This is a genomic window from Bacillus sp. FSL W7-1354 (genome assembly GCF_038002405.1).
GTDB classification, from domain to species: Bacteria; Bacillota; Bacilli; order Bacillales; family Bacillaceae; genus Bacillus; species Bacillus paralicheniformis.
Genome location: NZ_JBBOCL010000001.1, coordinates 3,615,153 through 3,635,832, shown reverse-complemented (window position 1 = coordinate 3,635,832; position 20,680 = coordinate 3,615,153). Strand labels below are relative to the sequence as shown.

Sequence of the window (20,680 nt, the reverse complement as noted above, 5' to 3'; positions counted from 1 at the left end):
AATGTCGGCTAGGGGCCTCTCAAACCGCTGTTTCCGCAATTAACGAACAAGACAAGGACGTTTAGGGTCGAAACGCCAATTTTCAATCAAAAACTGCATGGCAACGGCATCATTCCGCTCGCCTGCTTTCATTTTCTCATACCGTTCATTTGCTTTTTCCACCTGTTCCATGTCGATTTCAATGCCGAGCCCCGGCTGATCAGGAACTTGGACATATCCGTCAGCAATTGAAAAAGGCTGTTTTGTCAGACGCTGTCCATCCTGCCAAATCCAATGCGTATCAATCGCCGTGATGTCGCCGGGAGCTGCTGCGGCAACGTGGGTGAACATGGCCAATGAGACGTCAAAATGGTTATTGGAGTGAGAACCCCACGTCAGCCCCCATTCATGGCACATTTGGGCAACGCGGAGAGATCCCTGCATCGTCCAGAAATGCGGATCTGCCAGCGGTATATCAACAGCGTGCAGTTGTATCGCGTGCCCCATTTGCCGCCAGTCTGTCGCAATCATATTCGTCGCTGTCGGAATGCTTGTCGCACGGCGGAATTCGGCCATGATTTCCCGACCCGAGTATCCGGCTTCCGCTCCGCAAGGGTCTTCCGCGTAGGCGAGCACATCCCGTTTTCCCTTACAAAGCGCAATCGCTTCTTCCAATGACCACGCGCCATTCGGGTCAAGGGTGATTCTCGCCTCGGGAAACCGTTTTGCCAAAGCGGATGCCGCCTCGATTTCTTCTTCTCCCGAAAGGACGCCGCCTTTTAATTTAAAATCATGAAAACCGTATCGTTCTTGAGCTGCTTCAGCAAGACGGACGATCGCCCCGGGTGTCAACGCTTCTTCGCGGCGGAGGCGGAACCAATCGTCACTTGCCTCTTGCTCACTAATATAGGGAAGCGTTGTGCACTTTCGGTCGCCGATGTAAAACAAATAGCCGAGCATCTTCACTTTTTCCCGCTGCTGGCCTTCCCCCAAGAGCGACGCTACAGGGACGCCGAGAAATTTCCCGAGCAAATCGAGCAAAGCCGCTTCCAATGCGGTCACTGCGTGTATTGTCGTCCGCTGGTCAAAGGTCTGCACCCCGCGTCCTCCGGCATCCCGGTCTTTAAAACGACGCCTGACAGACTGCAAAATCGATTGAACAGCGCCGAGCGGCTGACCGATGACAAGCGGCTTCGCCTGCTCCAGCGTCTGGCGGATCCGTTCGCCGCCCGGAACTTCGCCGACACCGAGAGCGCCTGATGAATCTTTTAAAATCACGATATTCCGTGTGAAAAAGGGGCCGTGAGCTCCGCTTAAATTCAAAAGCATACTGTCGCGCCCTGCCACGGGTATGACCTGCATATCAGCAATTGACGGTGTTTGCGATGCTTGCTTCTCTTTTACATGCTGATGAATGTTTGTATTCATATCGATTTAGCCTCCCTCTTATTAAAGCGCTTACATTTCATATGGATAAAGTGGTGTCCGCAGGGTCTTCCTCTTTCTGCAGTTCGATGCGCTTGATCGGCCCGACGAGAAACAGATAACTTAATACCGCGGCAATCGCGTTGGCACCGACAAACACAAGCGCTCCGTTAAATGAGCCTGTCGCATTCACGATATATCCGATGATGATCGGTGTCGTGATGGACGCAATATTTCCAAAGGTGTTGAAGATGCCGCCGCTCAAGCCGGCACACTCCTTTGGCGAGGTATCTGACACAACCGCCCAGCCCAGCGCGCCAAATCCTTTTCCGAAAAAGGCAAGCGACATGATGGAAACGACCAGCCAAGATGAATCTGCATAGTTGCATACGATCATCGAGCAGGACATCAGCATGCCGAGGATGATCGGTGTTTTTCTGGCAACCGTTATCGAGCAGCCCTTTTTCAAAAGGAAGTCTGACACGAACCCGCCCAGCAATCCTCCTAAAAATCCGCAGATTGCAGGAAGCGATGCGACAAAACCCGCTTCAAGGATCGACATGCCGCGTGCCTGAACGAGATAGACCGGAAACCAGGTCAGAAAGAAATAGGTCAACGTTGTGATGCAGTATTGGGCGATATACACCCCGAGCAGCATCCGGCTTCTTAAAAGCTGCTTAATGTAAGGCCATTGGGACTCCTTTTCCTTCTTTTCCGCGTTCTTTCCCTCATCCATCGAGACAAGCGCGCCGCCTTCTTCGATGTACGCCAGTTCGGCGGCATTGATTCTCGGGTGTTTTTTGGGTTCGTAAATCGTTTTCAGCCAAATAAACGACATCGCAATCCCCAGAGCACCCATAATGACAAAAACCGTATGCCAGCTGAATGAGTGGGCGAGCCACCCCATCAGCGGTGAAAAAATGACAAGTGCAAAGTACTGCGCCGAGTTGAAGATCGCCGATGCTGTTCCGCGTTCAGAGCTTGGAAACCAGGAAGCCACCACCCGGCCGTTGCCCGGGAAGGACGGCGCTTCTGACAGACCGACGAGAAACCGGAGCGCAAATAAAAGGATAACGGCCGTTCCCGCGGCGAAAAAGCCAAGCGTTCCCTGCAAAAGGGTAAACAATGACCAAAAGAAGATGCTGGCGGCGATGATGATTTTCGACCCAAAGCGGTCGAGCAGCCAGCCTCCGGGAATTTGGCCGACAACATACGCCCAGCCAAATGCGGAAAAGACATACCCCATCGCCACCGAACTCAGCCCAAGCTCATGCTGCACAGAATCGCCGACGATCGAGAGTGTCGCACGGTCGGCATAATTAATGGATGTGACGAGAAACAGCATAGACACGACAAACCAGCGGACAGAACTTCTTTTCCCCGCGGTATGGGGGGAGGCTGCACGATTTTTTTTCATAGCATCTTCTCCTTTATTCATTTGTACCGAAACGATTGATTTACGGTTTGACAAATACGGTTTTCACAGCTGTAAAAAATTCTTTTGCTGCCTCCCCCTGTTCCCGTGAATGCGAGCTCGATTGTTTAACGCCGCCGAATGGCGCCTGCAGTTCGACACCGGCGCTTTCGGCGTTGACGCGAATGAGCCCCGCTTCAATTTCATCTATGAATGACAGCATCCAGCCGATGTTTTGCGTAAAAATGGAGGCGCTCAGGCCAAATTTGACGTCATTGGCCGTCTCCAAAGCTTCCTCAAGTGTATCCGCCTTGATTAATGCGATGACCGGGCCGAAAATTTCTTCTTGGGCAATCGTCATGCCGGAAGTGACATTGTCAAAAATGGCTGGCCTGATATAATAGCCGTTTTCGTATTTTCCATCTGCCAGCCTATCGCCGCCGAAAATGAGGTCCGCTCCTTCTTGCTTTCCTTTTTCAATATAGGACAGGCAGTTGTCAAGCTGCTGTTTGTTCGCAATCGGTCCCATCCAGACATCTTCTTTTAAGCTGTCGCCGATTGTAATTTCTTTTGTTTGTTGAAGCAGCTTTTCTTTAAACCGGTTATAAACACCGTTTAAGACGATGACGCGGCTTGTCGCCGTACACTTTTGACCCGTCGACCGAAACGCTCCGCTGATGACCGCTTCAACCGCACTATCAAGGTCGGCGTCATCTGCTATGATCACCGGGTTTTTGCCGCCCATCTCAAGCTGATACTTCGCCCCTCTTGCAAACGCCGTCCGGCCGATAATTTTTCCGGTTTGGTTCGACCCTGTAAATGTAATTCCGTTCACATCCGGGTGTTCGGCAAGCCTTTGGCCGGCCGATGATCCCGGCCCTGTCACCGCATTGACCACGCCTGACGGAATCCCTGCTTCTTCAAAGCACGAGATAATTTTAAGGCAGGTGACTGCGGTTTCTGTAGCCGGCTTGATGACGACCGTGTTTCCATAGATGAGGGCAGGCGCCATTTTCCAAATCGGGATGGCAACGGGAAAATTCCAAGGCGAGATGACGCCGACGACACCGAGCGGCACCCTGTCGGTGTACATGAAAGCGGATGTGTCGGTGGAGGGAATCACATCGCCCGTTTTCCTCATTCCCTCTCCGGCATAGTATCTGAGAATCGCGATTCCCCGCGCTGTTTCTCCTTTTGCTTCAGGCAGTGTTTTCCCCATTTCACGCGTCGCACACTCGGCAATTTCATTGAGGCGCTGTTCCATGATATCAGCGGCCTTGTAAAGAAATTGACCGCGCTCCGCTCCCGACAGCTTTCTCCAAGCCTTTTTGGCCTGCTTGGCCGCTTCAACCGCCCGGTCTACATCCGCAATCGAAGATTTTTGCACAAGCCCGACGATATCCCGTGTATCTGCCGGGTTCAAGCTCTGTTCCATCCCGCCCGATTCAGCCTTCACCCAGCGGCCGTTGATAAAGTTAAAATACGTTTTATTTTCAGCTGCAACAGACATCTTCAAATTCCTCCTTTTGTTTATAGGGCAGCGGTCGTTTTCGGATAACGCCCCATCGCGTTTTTCAGAATGTTTTCGAGCTGCCGGCAATGTTCTTTTTCCACCGGAACGATCGGCGGTCTCGCCGTGTTTTTCACATGAAGGCCCATGATTTCCATACCGGCTTTGATCAAAGACACGGCATAGCCCTTCCGAAGTTTGCGGATCTCGTTAATCGGCATGATGACAAGCTCATAAATCTCTTTGACAAGCTGGTCGTTGCCGTTTAATAATGCCTCATAAAACATCCTTGAAATATGAGGAATATAATTGGATATCGCTGAAGAATACGACGTGAAGCCAATCGGAGCATAGGCCGGCATCGTGACTTCAGCCATCGGCATTCCGTTGAGCCAGCCCAGCCTGTCTCCTATCGTATACGACAAACTGATATTCAACGCCATATCCCCTATGCCGTCTTTGAGCCCGACAAGCTGCTCGAGATCGGTCAGCCGCTGAATCTGTTCAAGTGTCAAAACCGCATTGTCTCGCTGATAAATGATGGCGTTTAAATCCGTGCTTTCAATGATTGTTTTCGTATACTGATAGAGGCCTTCCTGCTCTCCGTGTATCAAGTATGGCGGGAGAATCAGATAGCCGTCAGCCCCTTTTTCCTCGGAAATCCGCGCCCATTCCAAAGCGGTGCTCAAGTTGCCGCCCACTCCTGTGTAAACAGGCACCTTCCCGCCCGCCGCCGAGACGGCAATTTCGACCATTTGCTCATATTCCTTTGCGCTGAGAGACTGAAATTCTCCTGAGCCGCAAGCGATAAAAACCGCCTCAAGCCCTTCATCCAATAAAAAGCGGATGTTTTCGTAAAGTGCTTCTTCCTCCAGTTTTCCTTCCTTGTTGAAGGGTGCCACCGGGAAACCTAATATGCCTTCCGGCGCCTTCCGTAATTGACTCATCTCCGTCATCCCCCTGTCGTTCATTTCCTGAGAAAGCGTTATCATTCAGTTGAAATGCGATGTTTCTGTTTTAGAAAATCCCTCCATTCATCTTTTTGTTTAATTGTAAGACAAATAAACAAATTGTCAATATCATTATTTTCTGATTTTTTTATTTCAAGCAAAAAAAAAGAGACTGAAGACACGGTCCGTCTTCAGCCTTGGGCCTCAGCCCCTGGTTGCACAGCGGTTTTTTTCCGGTAAATCAATGCCGATAAAGAGATGCTTAATTCGTATAATACAAGCAGCGGGACGATCACCAACACATCCGAGATAAAATCGGGCGGCGTGATCACAACTGATACGACGATCAGCGAAAAATAAGAAATTTTTCTCATTTTACTGAGCTTGGCCGGATTTAAAATCCCGAGGCTCGTTAAAAACATCACGATGAGGGGCATTTCAAACAAAAACCCGAATGGCAGTGTCAGGTTCATCATAAAGCGAAAATAATGCTCCGCTGTAAACATCGTTTGAAAATGGCCGGCGGATAATCCGATTAAAAACTGAAGAACGAGCGGAAAGAGCACAACATAACCGAATACAATCCCTAAAATAAAAAAAGTGAACAGCCCCGGAATATAAAATAATGCCGCCCTCCGTTCGCGGTCGGTCAGCGCAGGCGCCACAAACCGCCATGTCTGAAAAGCGGCTACCGGTATGGTGGCTGCGACCGCCAGCACCCCCGCAATCATCATATATACCCAAAGAATATCCCCCGGCCCCAGTACAGCAAGCTTTTCATCAAGGTCTCTGATCAGCCAGTCATAGATGTCCTGAACAAACAAAAAGCCGGTGATGAGAAACAGAATAAACGTGAGAAGCGTTTTAATGATTCGCTGGCGCAGCTCTTCAAGATGGGCAATCAAATGTGTTTCCCTTTTTTTCACCTTCGACTTCCTCCCCTTCACATGCTAAACAGAAAAAAAGAACAGACGGGTTCACCCGCCCGCTCTATTGATCATCTATTTTGCCGATGGATCGCTTTGCTTTTTCACATTAGTCTCTTGTCCGATCTCATTGTCATCGGCAGATACTAAAGACTTTGTCGCGCTTTTGAATTCGGTCAGCGTTTTTCCAAAAGCCCGGCCGATTTCCGGAAGCTTTGAAGGCCCGAAAATGATCAGCGCAATTACCAGAACCAGGATGAGACCCGGAATACCGATATTTGAAAGCATTTTGCTGTCATCCTTTCATTGATTACTGGGTTACTTTTTTCTCCTTTTGCTTCACTTGCTTCTGATGGGCTCTTGTATGTGCGAGGAAACGGTCTTCTTCGACTTCGTTTGACTTCTTCACGCCTCCAGGCACAATGTTGGAAGCGGTACGTTTCAGCCCTGTGTAGTCTTTATGATAAACATAGGAAGCTCTTGTCGAAATCGCGGCACCCGGTTCTGTCACATATGGGACCACGCGGTAATCTGTCCGCCATTCTTCCGGTGTGACCGTACAGCGCACATAGCCGCGGTAATCATTGAAAAACTTTATATGAGGATTGTTCGATAAAATCTTATCCGTATCCGCTCTTTTATCAGCGCCGTTTCCTCCAGATGTAATCGACGTCCCGACGAATTCCACACCGAAGATGTCCGATTTTGGATTGTCAAAGTCAACGAGCAGGTTATTTGCCCAGCTGGCATGCACATCACCGGTGAGGACGACGATGTTGTTCAGTTTTTGAGATTTGATGAAGTCGATCACCCGCTTGCGCTGAGCGGGGTATCCGTCCCACGAATCCATGCTGTAAATCGGCGCCGCGCTTGTCCCAAAGTTCCATTGCGCAAAGAAAATCTGCTGTGCGATAATGTTCCAGTGCGCCCCGGAACGACTCAGGTTGTCAAACAGCCAAGCCTCCTGTTCGGCTCCAAGCAACGTCCGCTTCGGATCATTCGATTCATCAGAAGGAGGCTTATTGCCATCTCCATTGGCTTGGTCATCGCGATACTGACGGGTATCAAGCACGCTAATGTCCGCCAGATTTCCATAGGAAAAATTCCGGTACAATTGCATATCAGGACCGTTCGGCAGGGATTTGCGGCGGAGCGGCATATGCTCGTAATAAGCTTGGTATGCGGCGGCGCGCCGTTTAATAAACGCTTCTACTGACTGGCCTTTTTCAGGGATGACATTCGCATAGTTGTTCTCCACTTCATGGTCGTCCCATGTGACAACCCACGGGAAAGCGGCATGCGCGGCTTTCAAGTTTGCATCTGAACGGTATTGGGCATGGCGGTTTCGGTAATCAAGCAGCGACATGATTTCAGGACCGCTGTGTGTCCTGACATTGCCTGTTTTTGAAACATATTCATTCGGACCGTACTCATAAATATAGTCGCCGAGATGAAACACAAGATCGAGCTTTTCCTTCGCCATATGCTGATAGGCGGTATAATAGCCGTGTTCGTACTGCTGGCATGAAGCAAAAGCGAATGTGAATGTAGCAACATCTGCCCCTGCCGCCGGAAGCGTTTTTGTCTTGCCGACGGGGCTCAGCTGGCTGCCGCATTTAAAGCGGTAATAGTACACATGATTCGGTTTCAGTCCGGATACCTCAGCATGTACCGAATGTGCAAGGTGCGGTGTCGCTTTTTCGGTTCCCCGTTTGACGATACGGCGGAAGCGTTCGTCTTCCGCGATCTCCCATTTCACGGATACAGCTTCATTCGGCATCCCGCCCCCGTTTAGCGGATCGGGCGCCAGCCTTGTCCACAACACGACGCTGTCAGAAAGCGGATCTCCCGATGCTACGCCAAGTGTAAACGGATATTCGGAGAATGTCGGTGCTGCATTGACTTCCATTGCCCCCATCGATTGCGCAATTGCAAGTCCGAGCGAAAGCCCGGCTATTTTGCCGGCCCCTTGAATAAAACGGCGGCGGTCAAACGTATTGTCCTTGAGGCTTTCCTCGCTCAGCTTTTTCATCCATTCCTCCAGCGGTCCTTCATGTGTCATTCGTATTACCCCTCTCTATACAAATGATTGATCGGGTTCTATTATAGGCAGAGTTTATTAACGAACTGTAAAGTATTGTAAACAGGAGGAGAGACGCGGTTGATGGTCCATCAAGTCGCACCGCCAGTAGATGTGTCGAATTTTGTCACAATCCAACCCATTCGCCTATGATTTCGACAAAAACCCGGTCCTTTCCCGCAGACCGATTTTCCCGTTTTTCTTCACATGATCTTTAAAGATAGAAAACAAAAAAAGCCCACACCATTGCCGGACAATGATATGAGCTTGATCACCAAGTGACTTTATGTAAGATGATGTTTTGACGGATTCATCGCAATGTTTTTATTTGCCGTTCATGTTTAAGGCTTTCATTACCACCTTTGTTGCCTCTGCAATAAGTTTATCATCATACTTGGCGTCCTTTTTATCCCTGCTGGATAATACTGCAAGAACGACAGGATCTCCTTTTGGCGGCCAAATGATGGCAATGTCATTCCGGGTTCCATATGATGCCGCTCCAGTTTTATCAGCCACTTCCCAACCGTCCGGCACACCGGCACGGATTAAGGCGTCTCCAGTGGTATTTCGTTTCATCCAATCGATTAAAAGCTTGCGTTTTTCACTTGGAAGTTTATCTTCAAGAGCAAAAGCTCGAAGGCTTGTGACAAGTGCTCTTGCTGTACTGGTATCCTGAGTTTCACCCGGATTCACTTCATTTAACTCTGGTTCGAATCGTTCGGGATTTGTAACCTCATCACCAATCTTCCTCAGTTCCTTTTTCAAACTTTCAGGTCCGCCAATTTGTTTAAGAATGAGATTCTGTGCCGCATTGTCACTATATCGAAGCGAAGCATCCGCAAGCTCTTTGAGCGTCATTCCCGTATCAACGTGCTTTTCCGTAATCGGGTTGTAGTTTACAAGATCATCACGTGTATATGTTATTCTCTGGTTCAGATCTTCTATTGATTTCTGTTGCAAAAGCACGCCTACAGTTAAAGCCTTAATCGTCGAAGCAAAAGCAAAACGCTCATCCGGCCGATACGCTACCGTCCGGTTTGTACCTGTATCCAATGCAAAGATCCCGAGTTTTGCATCAAATTGTTCCTCAAGTTTTGCAAAATCATTTTTCATCTCCGTCTTTTCATTCTTCTCGGCAGGTTGCGAGGCATTCGTTTGATTGTTAGCGCATCCTGCAAGCGCGACGCAAGAGAAAAGCAACACTGCTGCAGCCTTTTTCAGTTTTAAAGTACTGAACCATAATTTCATCAAAATCGTCTCCCTCCGTTTGAATATTTGATTGATCGTAACCAGATGAAGCACTCTTTCCACTATCCCTACAGTGTTATGGCTTGAACAATCACGAAACAATAATTGGTACGTACGATCTTTCAGCCGACTCAAACATCAAATCTTACAAATGTAGTCTTTGAAAGTATTACATATGTAAGATTTAAATGCAACCGTTTTTTCGGAAGGAAAAGATGACCTCGTTTCCACCGGGGACAAATGAACGGAGGGAAGTGATGGAATTAAAAATGCAGAAACTGCATGTTCACTCCAGTTAAATTGACTTCTTAAAATGGCAAACCTATAATGAGAGTATTACATTTGTAAGTATAGGATGATTAAAATGAAAAAAATACCTCAAATCTCTGATGCGGAATTAGAAGTGATGAAAGTCATCTGGAAGCATTCTTCGATCAATACCAATGAGGTAATTAAAGAGTTATCCAAAACCAGTACATGGAGCCCTAAAACCATCCAAACCATGCTGCTGCGCCTCATTAAAAAAGGCGCATTAAACCACCATAAAGAAGGACGGGTTTTCGTTTACACACCAAATATAGACGAAAGTGATTATATAGAGGTTAAGAGTCACAGTTTTTTAAACCGGTTTTACAATGGAACTCTTAATTCGATGGTATTAAATTTTTTGGAGAATGATCAGCTGTCAGGTGAAGAAATTAATGAATTGTATCAAATATTAGAAGAACATAAGAACAGAAAGAAGGAATGAAATGAGCAGTTCTTTCTTTATTCCCTTTTTGGTTAGTCAAATTCTATTGTCTCTGTTTTTTTCTATCATCATACTCATTAAAAAACTGCTCAGGACTCAAATCACTGTAGGCACCCACTATTATATTAGCGTGATTTCTCTTTTGGCATTGATCGCTCCTTTTATCCCCTTTCATTTTCTAAAAAGCCATCATTTTGACTGGATTCTGAATTTAGGAGGAGCTCAATCGGCATTATCCCAATCCCACTCCACAGACAAGACGACAGAAGCAATCGGCCAACATGTAAACTGGGTGCAGGACTTTTCGATGTCGATTGAACAATCGTCTTCCAAAATGATAGATTCAGCCTTTTTCGCAGTTTGGATATTGGGCGTTGCCGTTATGCTTTTGGCTACTCTTTATAGCAATCTAAAAATCGGCAAAATAAAAAAGAACCTGCAAATTGTTAACAACAAAGAGCTATTATCCCTTTTTCACACATGTAAACAGGAAATACGCTTTCATCAAAAAGTCATTTTGGGCCGTTCCCCATTGATAAAATCCCCCATTACATTTGGGGTCATTCGTCCATATATTATCTTGCCAAAAGATATTTCAATGTTTTCAGCCGACGAAATGAAATGTGTTTTGCTTCATGAACTGTACCATTGCAAACGAAAAGATATGCTTATCAACTATTTTCTTTGCCTGTTGAAAATCGTCTATTGGTTTAATCCTCTCGTATGGTATTTATCAAAGGAAGCGAAAACGGAGATGGAGATTTCTTGCGACTTTGCCGTATTAAAAACGCTTGATAAAAAGTTGCACCTCAAATATGGCGAGGTGATTTTAAAATTCACTTCAATTAAGCAAAGAACATCGTCTTTGTTAGCCGCTTCTGAATTCAGCAGCTCATACAAACATATCAAAAGACGGATTGTTACAGTTGTCAACTTTCAGACGGCATCACCTTTGCTAAAGGCGAAAAGCGCCTTAGTGTTCACTCTTGTTCTTGGGACCATATTAGCCGGTACTCCTTCTGTGTCTATATTGGCCATGCAAAAAGAAACACGCTTTTTACCCGGCACCAATGTAGAATACGAAGATTACAGCACTTTTTTTGATAAATTTTCAGCCTCAGGGGGCTTTGTCCTGTTTAATTCTAATAGGAAAAAGTATACAATATACAATAGGAAAGAAAGCACCTCCAGATTCGCACCTGCTTCCACCTACAAGGTGTTTAGCGCATTGCTCGCACTGGAATCCGGGATCATCACGAAGAACGACTCTCACATGACTTGGGATGGGACTCAATATCCGTATAAAGAATGGAATCAAGACCAGGATTTATTCTCTGCGATGAGCAGCTCCACAACATGGTATTTTCAAAAATTGGACCGGCAAATTGGGGAGGATCATTTACGTCATTATCTCAAATCTATACATTATGGAAATGAGGATTTTTCAGTCCCGGCCGATTATTGGCTGGATGGCTCTCTTCAAATTTCCCCACTTGAACAGGTCAATATATTAAAAAAGTTTTATGATAACGAATTTGATTTTAAACAGTCTAATATTGAAACTGTGAAAGATTCAATACGTTTAGAAGAATCAAATGGCAGGGTTTTATCCGGTAAAACCGGAACCTCGGTAATCAACGGGGAACTCCATGCCGGTTGGTTTATCGGGTATGTAGAAACTGCCGATAATACTTTTTTCTTTGCTGTTCATATTCAAGGTGAAAAACGGGCTGCCGGAAGCTCCGCTGCCGAAATTGCACTTTCCATTTTAGATAAAAAAGGGATTTATCCCTCCGTTTCCCGATAACAGTTTACTTTTTATTCTATGAACATGAATGATGCGCAAATCGATGAATGGTCCTTTCACATTCCTAATAATACGGAACTTGGAGGCAAGAACATGGAAACCCTTTATACAGAAAGATTGACTTTGAGAAAAATGGAATTGGAAGATGCAGATGTCCTCTGTCAATACTGGTCAGATCCGGAAGTCACAAAATATATGAATATCACGCCTTTTACAGACGTCTCACAGGCGCGGGACATGATCCAAATGATCAATGATTTAAGCCTTGAAGGGCAGGCAAACCGCTTTTCAATCATTGTGAAAGAAACGGATGAAGTCATCGGGACGTGCGGTTTTAATATGATCGACCAGGAAAACGGCAGAGCTGAAATCGGCTATGACTTAGGGAGAAATCATTGGGGAAAAGGCTTTGCTTCCGAAGCTGTTCAAAAGCTGATCGACTACGGCTTTACAAGCTTGAACCTCAACCGGATCGAAGCGAAGGTAGAGCCCGAAAACACGCCTTCAATCAAACTCCTCAACTCGTTATCCTTTCAAAAGGAAGGACTGCTAAGAGATTACGAGAAAGCGAAAGGAAGACTGATTGACGTATACATGTTTTCGCTGCTGAAAAGAGAATACGCTGGGTAACCGGCATGCAGAAGAGCTTCCTCTAAGGTGAGGAAGCTCTTTTTAACCCCTTTTTCCGGCGCTTTCGCTCAACCGCTTGGCTTCCAAAAAGAAAACCTGAATAAATTTCTTCGTGTTGACGCGGGCGGACGGCAAGGCGGCGGCAGAGTCTTTCTGCAGCTCTTTCATTTTTTTGCTGATGACAGTAAAGTCAAAAAAACGGGACGCATAGCTTTCAAACCGCGGATTTGAAAAATCTGTTAAACCGAGTGATGCGAAATGGTTTAGCGAATGGCTGACCGCCCGCCGTATCCGCTGCTCAGACGCTTTAATCTCCCTGTTGATCTCCACGGGTGAAGCAGCCGGCCCGAGCTTTTGCTCGGCAATCTGATGAAAAATCTGTTTGAGCGGCGGAAAGTCCTTTTCATATAATGAAGTCTGTTCATCATCAAACAAATACTGAAGGATGGCGAGTAAATCCTGGGACCCGCTCTCCCCGACGATTCCGAGTTCAGAAAGGAGAAATTCGCCCGTTTCCTGAATGCTTTTTTCCCTAAAGCCGTTTTTTCGTCCGCTGCCGAGACTCACGAGCCGGTTCAGCGAAGATTGTATGTCATGGATCGACCTTTCCAGCTCGATGCGCTCCTTGACTTTTTGAATGACGTTCAAGATTTCAATGCGGTTAATCGGTTTATGTATATAATATTCAATCCCCAAAGAATAGGCTTCACCGATCATTTCCTTCGATTCCACCTGGGAAATCATGATGATCTTCCCTGAGAAAGCGCCATACAAATGACGAACCGTCTCAATTCCGTCGCGGAGCGGCATTAAAAGATCGACAAACAAAATATCAATTTGCTGCAAATTCAGGACGTGGCCTTCCAAATCGCAGCCGTCTTCCGCTTCTCCGGCCACTTCTCCCAAATCTTCGTCTTCAATGATTTGTTTTAAAATCGATCGCACAGCACGGTCATCATCTGCAATAAAAAAACGCACAGGCCTTCACCCTTTCTGAATCAATTGTTGGACCGGAAGTCTGATCGTAAACACAACACCGCTTGCATCACTCTGAAATCGAATGCTCCCCCCGAGCTCCTCGACAGTTTCCTTCACATAAGACAAACCGATTCCGGTTGAAGGGGTTCCGAATTCATCATATTTTGACGTGTATCCCGGCTCAAACACCACATCCCCGACTTTCTCTGGAATGCCCGGTCCGTCATCTTCCACGCGGCATTCCAGCATGTCATCGGCGCGCCTATAGAGGCTGAGGCGGATGGAGCCCTGTCTTTGAATCGCTTCCACCGCATTCGCCATAATATTATTAATCACGGACAATACAGTATACACGTGGTATTTTGGATGTTCTCCGCCTATCGAATAATGAAAGTCAATGTCTTTTTCGAGCGATTCGGCATACTTTCGATTAATGCCGGTCACAAGCCGAACCAGATCTTCTGCCGCCATGTAGTCTCTGAAGCTTTCTTTCGAAATTAGTTTTGAAAGCCCGGCGAAAATGCGCTGGTTGTCTTTTTTGACCTCGTGGATTTCACCGGCGAGGCGCAGCACCTTCTGGCTGATCTGCCGGACAGAGGAATTGTTATCGCTCTGTCTATTTAAGAGCCTGTACAGCTGATAGGATTCGTTCGTAATCTCTTCAGTATTCTTCAACGTCTTTTTCAAATGAACGGTTTCTTCATATAAATTTGAAACGATCATCAACATGTGCTCATTTTGTTCGCGGATCTGCTTTTCCCGCGATTGCGTTTCATACAGCTTCATGACATTAAAAAAGCTCAGCACAATAAAGCTGTGGGAAAAAGCAATCGCCATCATGTCGCGGATCTTTCCCGGGGTGACGGTAGACTCGAACATCATATATTGAACGACCAGTTCGGCTCCATCGGCAATCAGTTCAATTCCGAAGCCCAGAAACCCGATGTAGAGCGGGCGAAATTGAAATCGCTTCACTTTTGCCAAGTAGAATAGAAACGCATATGTGAAATAAAAGAAAAAAGTCGGATAATGGTGATAAAAGGATGACAACCAATCGATCTGCCCCGGGCCGAATGCATCAAGCAGCACCCGAAACCCGACGACGGCCGCTCCCGTTAAAAAGCCGGACAGCACAGCCGGGACATTCCGCAGCAGCAACAAAAGAAAGAAAAAAGTTGGAACGCCGAAGCTGACCCGGAAGGTCTCGTTCAACGGATAAAACTTCAGCTCTCCTGCGAGCGGCACCGTTAACATCATCACTGTTAAGATATAGCCGTCTTTCTTTACAAGCCGGGCAGCCTTTTTCATCACGCTTCCCCAATTTCCACCCATCATGCTGATCCTCCATTACAAACGTGTTGCTTTATTTTGACTTTAACCGCACGTTTTCCGCAACTCCCATTTTACCCACAGTTGATTTGATTTTTAAATCAATTGGCTTATTTTTTAAATATTTTTGTCGCTTTTTGTAGGTTTATGTAGGTTCTATTATAAATTGAATGTATATTTTCTCTATTTGAAAACGCTTATATTTTCCCGCAACTCACTCCCTTGCGCAACCCAAACCCCTTTTCCCAGGAAAGAACAGGCTTTAAAACAACTTGTGCGGCAGAGGCTTATACCCCTTTGCCTTCTGCCGCCATGCCCTATCACCGCTTTTTAGAGCCTCGTATTTTTTCAGCAAACCTGCAAGCTTTAACAGGTCAGATTGGAGGAAATTCGATGAATGAAGTATTGGAAGAACGCTATGACGCCCGCTTCTGGCAATCCCGCCTTGAAGATTTGGTTGAACATTACCGTCCTTTTTCCGCAAGCGGACGCAACGCCGAATACATTCCCGCTTTAGGAAAAATCGACTCTAACCAGCTCGGCATCTGTGTGATCGGTTCTGATCAAACGGTGATCAAAGCAGGAACTTGGGACGTATCATTCACACTCCAGAGCATCTCAAAGGTGGTCAGCTTTATCGCAGCGTGTTTGACGAAAGGGATTTCTTACGTATTAGACCGTGTTGATGTAGAACCGACGGGAGACGCGTTCAATTCAATCATCCGCCTTGAAATGCACAAGCCGGGAAAGCCGTTTAACCCGATGATCAACGCCGGAGCGCTGACCGTTGCGTCGATCCTACCCGGTGAATCGGCACTGGAAAAAATGGAGTCGCTTCATGAAGTCATTGAAAAAATGATTGGAAAACGGCTTGAAATCAATGAGGAAGTATTTCGGTCAGAGTGGCAAACCGCCCATCGGAACAGAGCATTGGCCCATTATTTAAAGGAAACCGGCTTCCTCGAAGCAGACGTCGAAGAAACGCTTGAAGTCTATTTGAAGCAATGCTCCATGGAAGGAAGCACTGAAGACATCGCCTTGATCGGCATGGTTCTCGCAAATGACGGATATCACCCTCTCCGCCAAGAGCAGGTGATCCCGAAGGATGTCGCCAGGCTGACAAAAGCTTTAATGCTGACGTGCGGCATGTACAATGCTTCAGGAAAATTCGCGGCCTTTGTCGGCATTCCGGCAAAGAGCGGCGTCTCCGGCGGAATCATGTGCGCGGTGCCTGCCAGCATGAAAAGAGAACAGCCTTTTCGGCATGGATGCGGCATCGGCATCTACGGTCCGGCGATTGACGATTACGGCAACAGCATGACGGGCGGAATGCTGTTAAAACATATAGCCCGTGAATGGGATCTCAGTATTTTTTAAAATCACAAAAAAGAGGTGAAAGCATGCAGCAATTCCTTCAAGAAGTCATTGTTGTCACAAATGATTTTCTTTGGTCAAAACTATTAATTATTATGCTTCTGGCTTCAGGACTGTTTTTTACTTTTAAATCGAAGTTCTTTCAAGTTCGCTTGCTGAAAGACATGTTCCGGGTTTTAAAGGAAGGAGCACCCGACAAAAACGGAATCTCTCCTTTTCAGGCTTTTTGCATTAGCATGGCCGCGAGAGTAGGCACAGGAAATATTACGGGGATTGCGATCGCCATTGCCTTGGGCGGACCCGGCGCTATCTTTTGGATGTGGATCATCGCCATCATCGGTTCGGCGTCAAGCTTTGTCGAAAGCACGCTGGCGCAAATTTATAAAATAAAGGATAAAGACGGCTTCCGCGGCGGCCCTGCTTACTATATGGAAAAGGGTTTGAAAAAACGCTGGATGGGTGCGCTGTTTGCCGTCTTGATTACATTATCCTTCGGAATCGTGTTTAACGCGGTCCAGTCCAATACGATAACGGTCGCTTTTGAAAACTCATTCGGCACAGACCGTCTTACACTGGGGATTATTATTACCATTGCCTTCGGCATCATTACCTTCGGCGGTATCAAACGGATCGCCAAGCTGTCCGAATATATTGTCGTATTTCTCGCCGTCTTATATATCGGCGTCGCCGTTTTTGTCATGCTGATGAACATTACGAAACTGCCGGACGTCATCTCTTTGATTGTCGGTCATGCGTTTGGCCTTGAACAAGCGGCAGGCGGAGCCATCGGCGCAGCGCTGATGAACGGAATCAAACGCGGCCTCTTCTCGAATGAAGCCGGGATGGGCAGCGCGCCGAATGCAGCAGCCGCAGCGACAACGAGCCATCCTGTCAAACAGGGTCTTGTCCAGGCTTTAGGGGTTTTCACGAGCACTTTGGTGATTTGTTCAAGCACAGCTTTTATCATTTTGTTTTCCGATGCGTATCAAGAACCGGGGCTGAGCGGAATCGAGTTGACGCAAGCATCGCTCAGCACGCACATCGGAGCATGGGCCTCAGGCTTTCTTGCCATTATGGTGTTCCTGTTTTCTTTCAGCACCTTAATCGGAAACTACTACTATGGAGAAACGAATATCGAATTCCTGCACACGAACAAAGCATGGCTCTTCATTTACAGAATCTGTGTGCTTGCGATGGTTATCTTCGGATCGGTATCAAAAGTCCAGCTTGTGTGGGACCTCGCCGACTTGTTCATGGGCTTGATGGTCATCGTCAACTTAATCGCGATTTTCCTGCTGTCAAAAGTGGCATTTGCCGCCTTGAAAGACTATGTGAAACAGCGAAAAGCTGGAAAAGATCCGGTCTTTTATAAAGATGTTCTTGAAAACCATGAAGGCGTCGAATGCTGGGAACGCTCCGGCACCGAACAAAAAACCGAAAGCAAAAATGCGATATAACACAAGCCGCCGTATCCGGCGGCTTTCAGACTGTTGACAAAATAGGTCGGATTTTTATAATCCGACCTATTTTTGTCCAATTTATTCTGTTTTTTCGATGAGAATGCTGGCGAATTGGACTTTTCCAAGTCCAATTCGCCAGCTTTTTGAGATTCATGGCAGCGAAAACAAGCATCGCCTGCATGGACAATTTTTTCTTACCCCGTAGGGTTGTCCAGCGCAGGCCATGCTTGTGTTTTAAATCCGCAAAAACCCGTTCGATCGTTTCTTTGCGTTTGGCGTAGATTCGCCTATTCTCATCCGTGTGGCGAAGATGGTCGGCTTCATCCAAATGATCCTGCCAGAGATGCCTGTGAATCATCTTTCGATGATTTCGACTTTCCGTACATTGCTTCAAAAAAGAACAGTGTTCACATCGGTTTGGATCTGATGCATAAATCCGATAGCCTTCACGGTTGGTTGTGCGATATGTCAGAACATGATCGTCAGGGCAAATATAAGCATCGTAATATTCATCGTATACATATTCATGTTTTCTCATGAACCCTTTTTTAGTTTGTGGTCGGGTGTAGGGCATGACGGGATGGACATTTTGATCACTTAGAAATTTTGCGATAAACGGCGTTTTATATCCGGCATCAACTGCGACCGTATGAGGCTTGGCGACGTGCTCTTTCACCTGTTGAAACAGGGTCGTGAACACTTGGCTGTCATGAATATTGGCAGGCTCAACAACCGTCCCCAGCACAAATCCATTCCGGTCACAAGCTGTATGAAAACCATAAGCAAAAAGACGTTCCCGTTCACCTTTTACAAAATAACCGCTCTCAGGATCTGTCGTACTTTCTTTTATTTCTCGTTCTTCTAAGCATTGCCTGGGCTTTAAGGGCTTTTTGCCGTTGGCTTCGCGATCGGCATTAATTTCTCGATCTAATTGTTCCTGATAAGCTCTTGTTTCTTTTCTCACAATCTTCTTCACAAACTTTTTCTTATTCGCATTGGCTTTGACATGGGTTCCATCGATAAAGGCGACCGCCGGGTCGACAAGACCGAGATCCATGGCCTGACGCAAGATTTTATAGAAGATTGTTTCAAATAGGTCCGTATCATGAAAACGGCGCTCATAGTTTTTACTGAAGGTTGAAAAATGAGGGATTTTTTCAGAAAATCCATATCCAATAAACCAGCGATAAGCGACATCGGTTTCGATCCGTTTAATGGTTTCGCGCATCGAGCGGTGGCCAAACACGTACTGAATCAGAACCATTTTGATCAATACAACGGGATCAATGCTTGGGCGCCCTTTTGAAGAATAAAGGGGAGCAACTTTTTCATAAATAAAAGAAAAGTCCATGGCTTCTTCTATTTTCCTGACCAGATGGTCTTCCGGGACAAGTTCACTTAAGGCAAAGACTTCAAGCTGTTCGCGCTGATCTTTAGAGTGCTTAGACAACATGGAAAAACCTCCAAAAACTAGATTTCACTCACATTTTAACAAAAAAAGCTTGTCGATCAAGCCACTTTTTGTGGCTTTGTCGACAAGCTGCAAGCCGCCGTATCCGGCGGCTTTTTTCGTTCATTTTAAACCGTCCAAAATAATAAAACGTTTTTCCTCTTGTATCCGTCATGTCTCCGAAGATTTACTTCACCTGCTTTGGCAGAAAAGGGGTCCAGCCATGAATATGAAAAGAAGCCGTATCCGCCGGCTTGCGCTGATATTCGCAGCGATGGCGGCGGGGCTTGCTTCAAGAAAGGCGGCCGATATGCTGCCGGACATCGTGAATGCCTATTTAGGGGATGCGCTGTGGGCGCTGATGATTTTCTTCGGCGCAGGCTTTTTGTTCAAAAACGCGAAGACAGCTTCAGTAGCGCTGATTGCGCTCGCATTTTGTTTTTTAATCGAATGCAGCCAGCTGTATCACGCTCCATGGATTGATGATATCAGAGCCGTTCCGCTCGGCGGACTCATTCTCGGTTATGGATTTTTGTGGAGCGATTTATTGGCTTATGTGCTCGGCGTTTCCGCAGGTGCCGTGGGCGAAGTGCTGTTCCGCAAACGAAAAAGACAGCCGTAACGCTGTCTTTTGGGGAATATTTACGCACTTTGATTTTGAGTCTTTTTACAGTTTAAAACAAACATAGCAAGTCCGATAATAAGAAGGATGGGTCCAATGAGTAAAGCACGGTACAGGCGATTATTTCCTGTATTCGGCAGCGGGTTGCCTCCTGTTTTTTTTGACATGTCCAATGTCTCTATCCTTTTTGGCAGGAGGAGCTGCGGTATTTGTCTCTTCCTTATGATTTTCTACCGCATGCTTTACGATTTGCCCATCTTTTTTGAGTTTCAAATTCGAACGTCTCTTCATTTAAAATAGATCTCTTCGGGGCAATCGTTTCCGTGTGTGTCAAAGCGAGCGATCCCGTTTTCATCGTTTTTTCTCCTTGCAATTTCTGCGCATTTTTCGTTATGACTGTGACAATAATAAAAAGCCGGCAGCAGAAGAGAAGCGCTAATATTATTCGTTAAGCTGTATGATAACGGTTACTAATGCAGCCAACATCAAAAGAATGATAATGGCGAAATAAGTCCAAAGAATGGAAGTAAAGGGATTGAGCGGCCTTTTTGTCCTCTCATTCCAGTTTGCTTTTTTACGGTTATTGGATTTGAGTTGTGCCAGCTGAAATATATTTAAAAACACAGATATAACTAATGCAACTGCCAAAGATAGATTCAAAGTTTCAACCTCCCTTAAAATAAGTCGAGGAGTCATCCAAGGCAAGCTGACCGTAAATTTCCTCCTCTAAATGAATCATTTCCTTTG

Annotated in this window: 19 protein-coding genes; 6 read left to right on the top strand and 13 right to left on the bottom strand. The window is 46.4% G+C overall.

Annotation, left to right across the window (positions count from 1 at the left end; genetic code table 11):
- Positions 1 to 39 precede the first annotated feature (39 nt).
- The 8 genes from gudD to blaP form a co-directional block, all read right to left on the bottom strand.
- Entirely contained in the window at positions 40 to 1,407 is a 1,368-nt protein-coding gene (gene gudD, locus MKZ04_RS18535) for a glucarate dehydratase (protein ID WP_341046644.1), read from the bottom strand.
- Between the two features lie 37 nt (positions 1,408 to 1,444).
- Entirely contained in the window at positions 1,445 to 2,821 is a 1,377-nt protein-coding gene (locus MKZ04_RS18530; RefSeq protein ID WP_035337354.1) for an MFS transporter, read from the bottom strand.
- A 40-nt stretch (positions 2,822 to 2,861) separates the two neighbouring features.
- The gene (gucD, locus tag MKZ04_RS18525; RefSeq protein WP_341046643.1) at positions 2,862 to 4,328 is read right to left on the bottom strand and encodes an alpha-ketoglutaric semialdehyde dehydrogenase GucD; all 1,467 of its coding nucleotides are present in this window, start codon (positions 4,326 to 4,328) and stop codon (positions 2,862 to 2,864) included.
- Positions 4,329 to 4,348: 20 nt separating this feature from the next.
- Positions 4,349 to 5,275: a 5-dehydro-4-deoxyglucarate dehydratase gene (kdgD, locus tag MKZ04_RS18520; protein WP_341046641.1), complete on the bottom strand. Its 927-nt coding sequence runs from the start codon at positions 5,273 to 5,275 to the stop codon at positions 4,349 to 4,351.
- A 194-nt stretch (positions 5,276 to 5,469) separates the two neighbouring features.
- Entirely contained in the window at positions 5,470 to 6,204 is a 735-nt protein-coding gene (gene tatC / locus MKZ04_RS18515) for a twin-arginine translocase subunit TatC (protein WP_105980672.1), read from the bottom strand.
- A 75-nt stretch (positions 6,205 to 6,279) separates the two neighbouring features.
- Positions 6,280 to 6,492 carry a twin-arginine translocase TatA/TatE family subunit gene (locus MKZ04_RS18510; RefSeq protein WP_020449994.1) on the bottom strand — a complete coding sequence of 71 codons (213 nt, stop codon included), beginning with the start codon at positions 6,490 to 6,492 and terminating at the stop codon, positions 6,280 to 6,282.
- A gap of 22 nt (positions 6,493 to 6,514) precedes the next feature.
- Entirely contained in the window at positions 6,515 to 8,266 is a 1,752-nt protein-coding gene (locus MKZ04_RS18505; protein ID WP_023857756.1) for an alkaline phosphatase D family protein, read from the bottom strand.
- 342 nt (positions 8,267 to 8,608) lie between these two features.
- Entirely contained in the window at positions 8,609 to 9,532 is a 924-nt protein-coding gene (gene blaP, locus MKZ04_RS18500; RefSeq protein WP_145645853.1) for a class A beta-lactamase BlaP, read from the bottom strand.
- Between the two features lie 364 nt (positions 9,533 to 9,896).
- On the opposite strand from blaP, the gene MKZ04_RS18495 reads away from it, so the two are divergent.
- From MKZ04_RS18495 to MKZ04_RS18485, 3 genes are all read left to right on the top strand, one after another.
- A complete protein-coding gene (locus MKZ04_RS18495; protein ID WP_020449991.1) occupies positions 9,897 to 10,283 on the top strand; it encodes a BlaI/MecI/CopY family transcriptional regulator in 387 nt (128 codons plus the stop codon).
- 1 nt (position 10,284) lies between these two features.
- Positions 10,285 to 12,090 (top strand): BlaR1 family beta-lactam sensor/signal transducer, encoded by a 1,806-nt coding sequence (locus tag MKZ04_RS18490; RefSeq protein ID WP_341046638.1) that lies wholly within the window; start codon positions 10,285 to 10,287, stop codon positions 12,088 to 12,090.
- A 93-nt stretch (positions 12,091 to 12,183) separates the two neighbouring features.
- On the top strand, positions 12,184 to 12,720 hold the full coding sequence (locus MKZ04_RS18485; protein ID WP_020449989.1) for a GNAT family N-acetyltransferase: 537 nt from the start codon (positions 12,184 to 12,186) through the stop codon (positions 12,718 to 12,720).
- Between the two features lie 42 nt (positions 12,721 to 12,762).
- Here MKZ04_RS18485 and MKZ04_RS18480 read toward each other — a convergent pair whose 3' ends face one another.
- A complete protein-coding gene (locus tag MKZ04_RS18480; protein WP_020449988.1) occupies positions 12,763 to 13,698 on the bottom strand; it encodes a DNA-binding domain-containing protein in 936 nt (311 codons plus the stop codon).
- 6 nt (positions 13,699 to 13,704) lie between these two features.
- Positions 13,705 to 15,033 (bottom strand): sensor histidine kinase, encoded by a 1,329-nt coding sequence (locus tag MKZ04_RS18475; RefSeq protein WP_031305214.1) that lies wholly within the window; start codon positions 15,031 to 15,033, stop codon positions 13,705 to 13,707.
- Between the two features lie 387 nt (positions 15,034 to 15,420).
- On the opposite strand from MKZ04_RS18475, the gene MKZ04_RS18470 reads away from it, so the two are divergent.
- Together MKZ04_RS18470 and MKZ04_RS18465 are read left to right on the top strand one after the other, a co-directional pair.
- A complete protein-coding gene (locus MKZ04_RS18470) occupies positions 15,421 to 16,404 on the top strand; it encodes a glutaminase (protein ID WP_025810838.1) in 984 nt (327 codons plus the stop codon).
- 23 nt (positions 16,405 to 16,427) lie between these two features.
- Positions 16,428 to 17,858: an alanine/glycine:cation symporter family protein gene (locus tag MKZ04_RS18465; RefSeq protein WP_020449985.1), complete on the top strand. Its 1,431-nt coding sequence runs from the start codon at positions 16,428 to 16,430 to the stop codon at positions 17,856 to 17,858.
- A gap of 25 nt (positions 17,859 to 17,883) precedes the next feature.
- Here the strand turns inward: MKZ04_RS18465 and MKZ04_RS18460 are convergent, their stop codons facing one another.
- The gene (locus MKZ04_RS18460) at positions 17,884 to 19,314 is read right to left on the bottom strand and encodes an IS1182 family transposase (RefSeq protein WP_341045044.1); all 1,431 of its coding nucleotides are present in this window, start codon (positions 19,312 to 19,314) and stop codon (positions 17,884 to 17,886) included.
- A gap of 220 nt (positions 19,315 to 19,534) precedes the next feature.
- Here MKZ04_RS18460 and MKZ04_RS18455 point away from each other — a divergent pair, with 220 nt between their 5' ends.
- Positions 19,535 to 19,933: a ribosomal maturation YjgA family protein gene (locus MKZ04_RS18455; protein WP_023857752.1), complete on the top strand. Its 399-nt coding sequence runs from the start codon at positions 19,535 to 19,537 to the stop codon at positions 19,931 to 19,933.
- A gap of 220 nt (positions 19,934 to 20,153) precedes the next feature.
- Here MKZ04_RS18455 and MKZ04_RS18450 read toward each other — a convergent pair whose 3' ends face one another.
- Both MKZ04_RS18450 and MKZ04_RS18445 read right to left on the bottom strand, forming a co-directional pair.
- The gene (locus tag MKZ04_RS18450; protein ID WP_256164202.1) at positions 20,154 to 20,288 is read right to left on the bottom strand and encodes a hypothetical protein; all 135 of its coding nucleotides are present in this window, start codon (positions 20,286 to 20,288) and stop codon (positions 20,154 to 20,156) included.
- A gap of 86 nt (positions 20,289 to 20,374) precedes the next feature.
- On the bottom strand, positions 20,375 to 20,593 hold the full coding sequence (locus MKZ04_RS18445) for a hypothetical protein (RefSeq protein WP_341046632.1): 219 nt from the start codon (positions 20,591 to 20,593) through the stop codon (positions 20,375 to 20,377).
- Positions 20,594 to 20,680 lie beyond the last annotated feature (87 nt).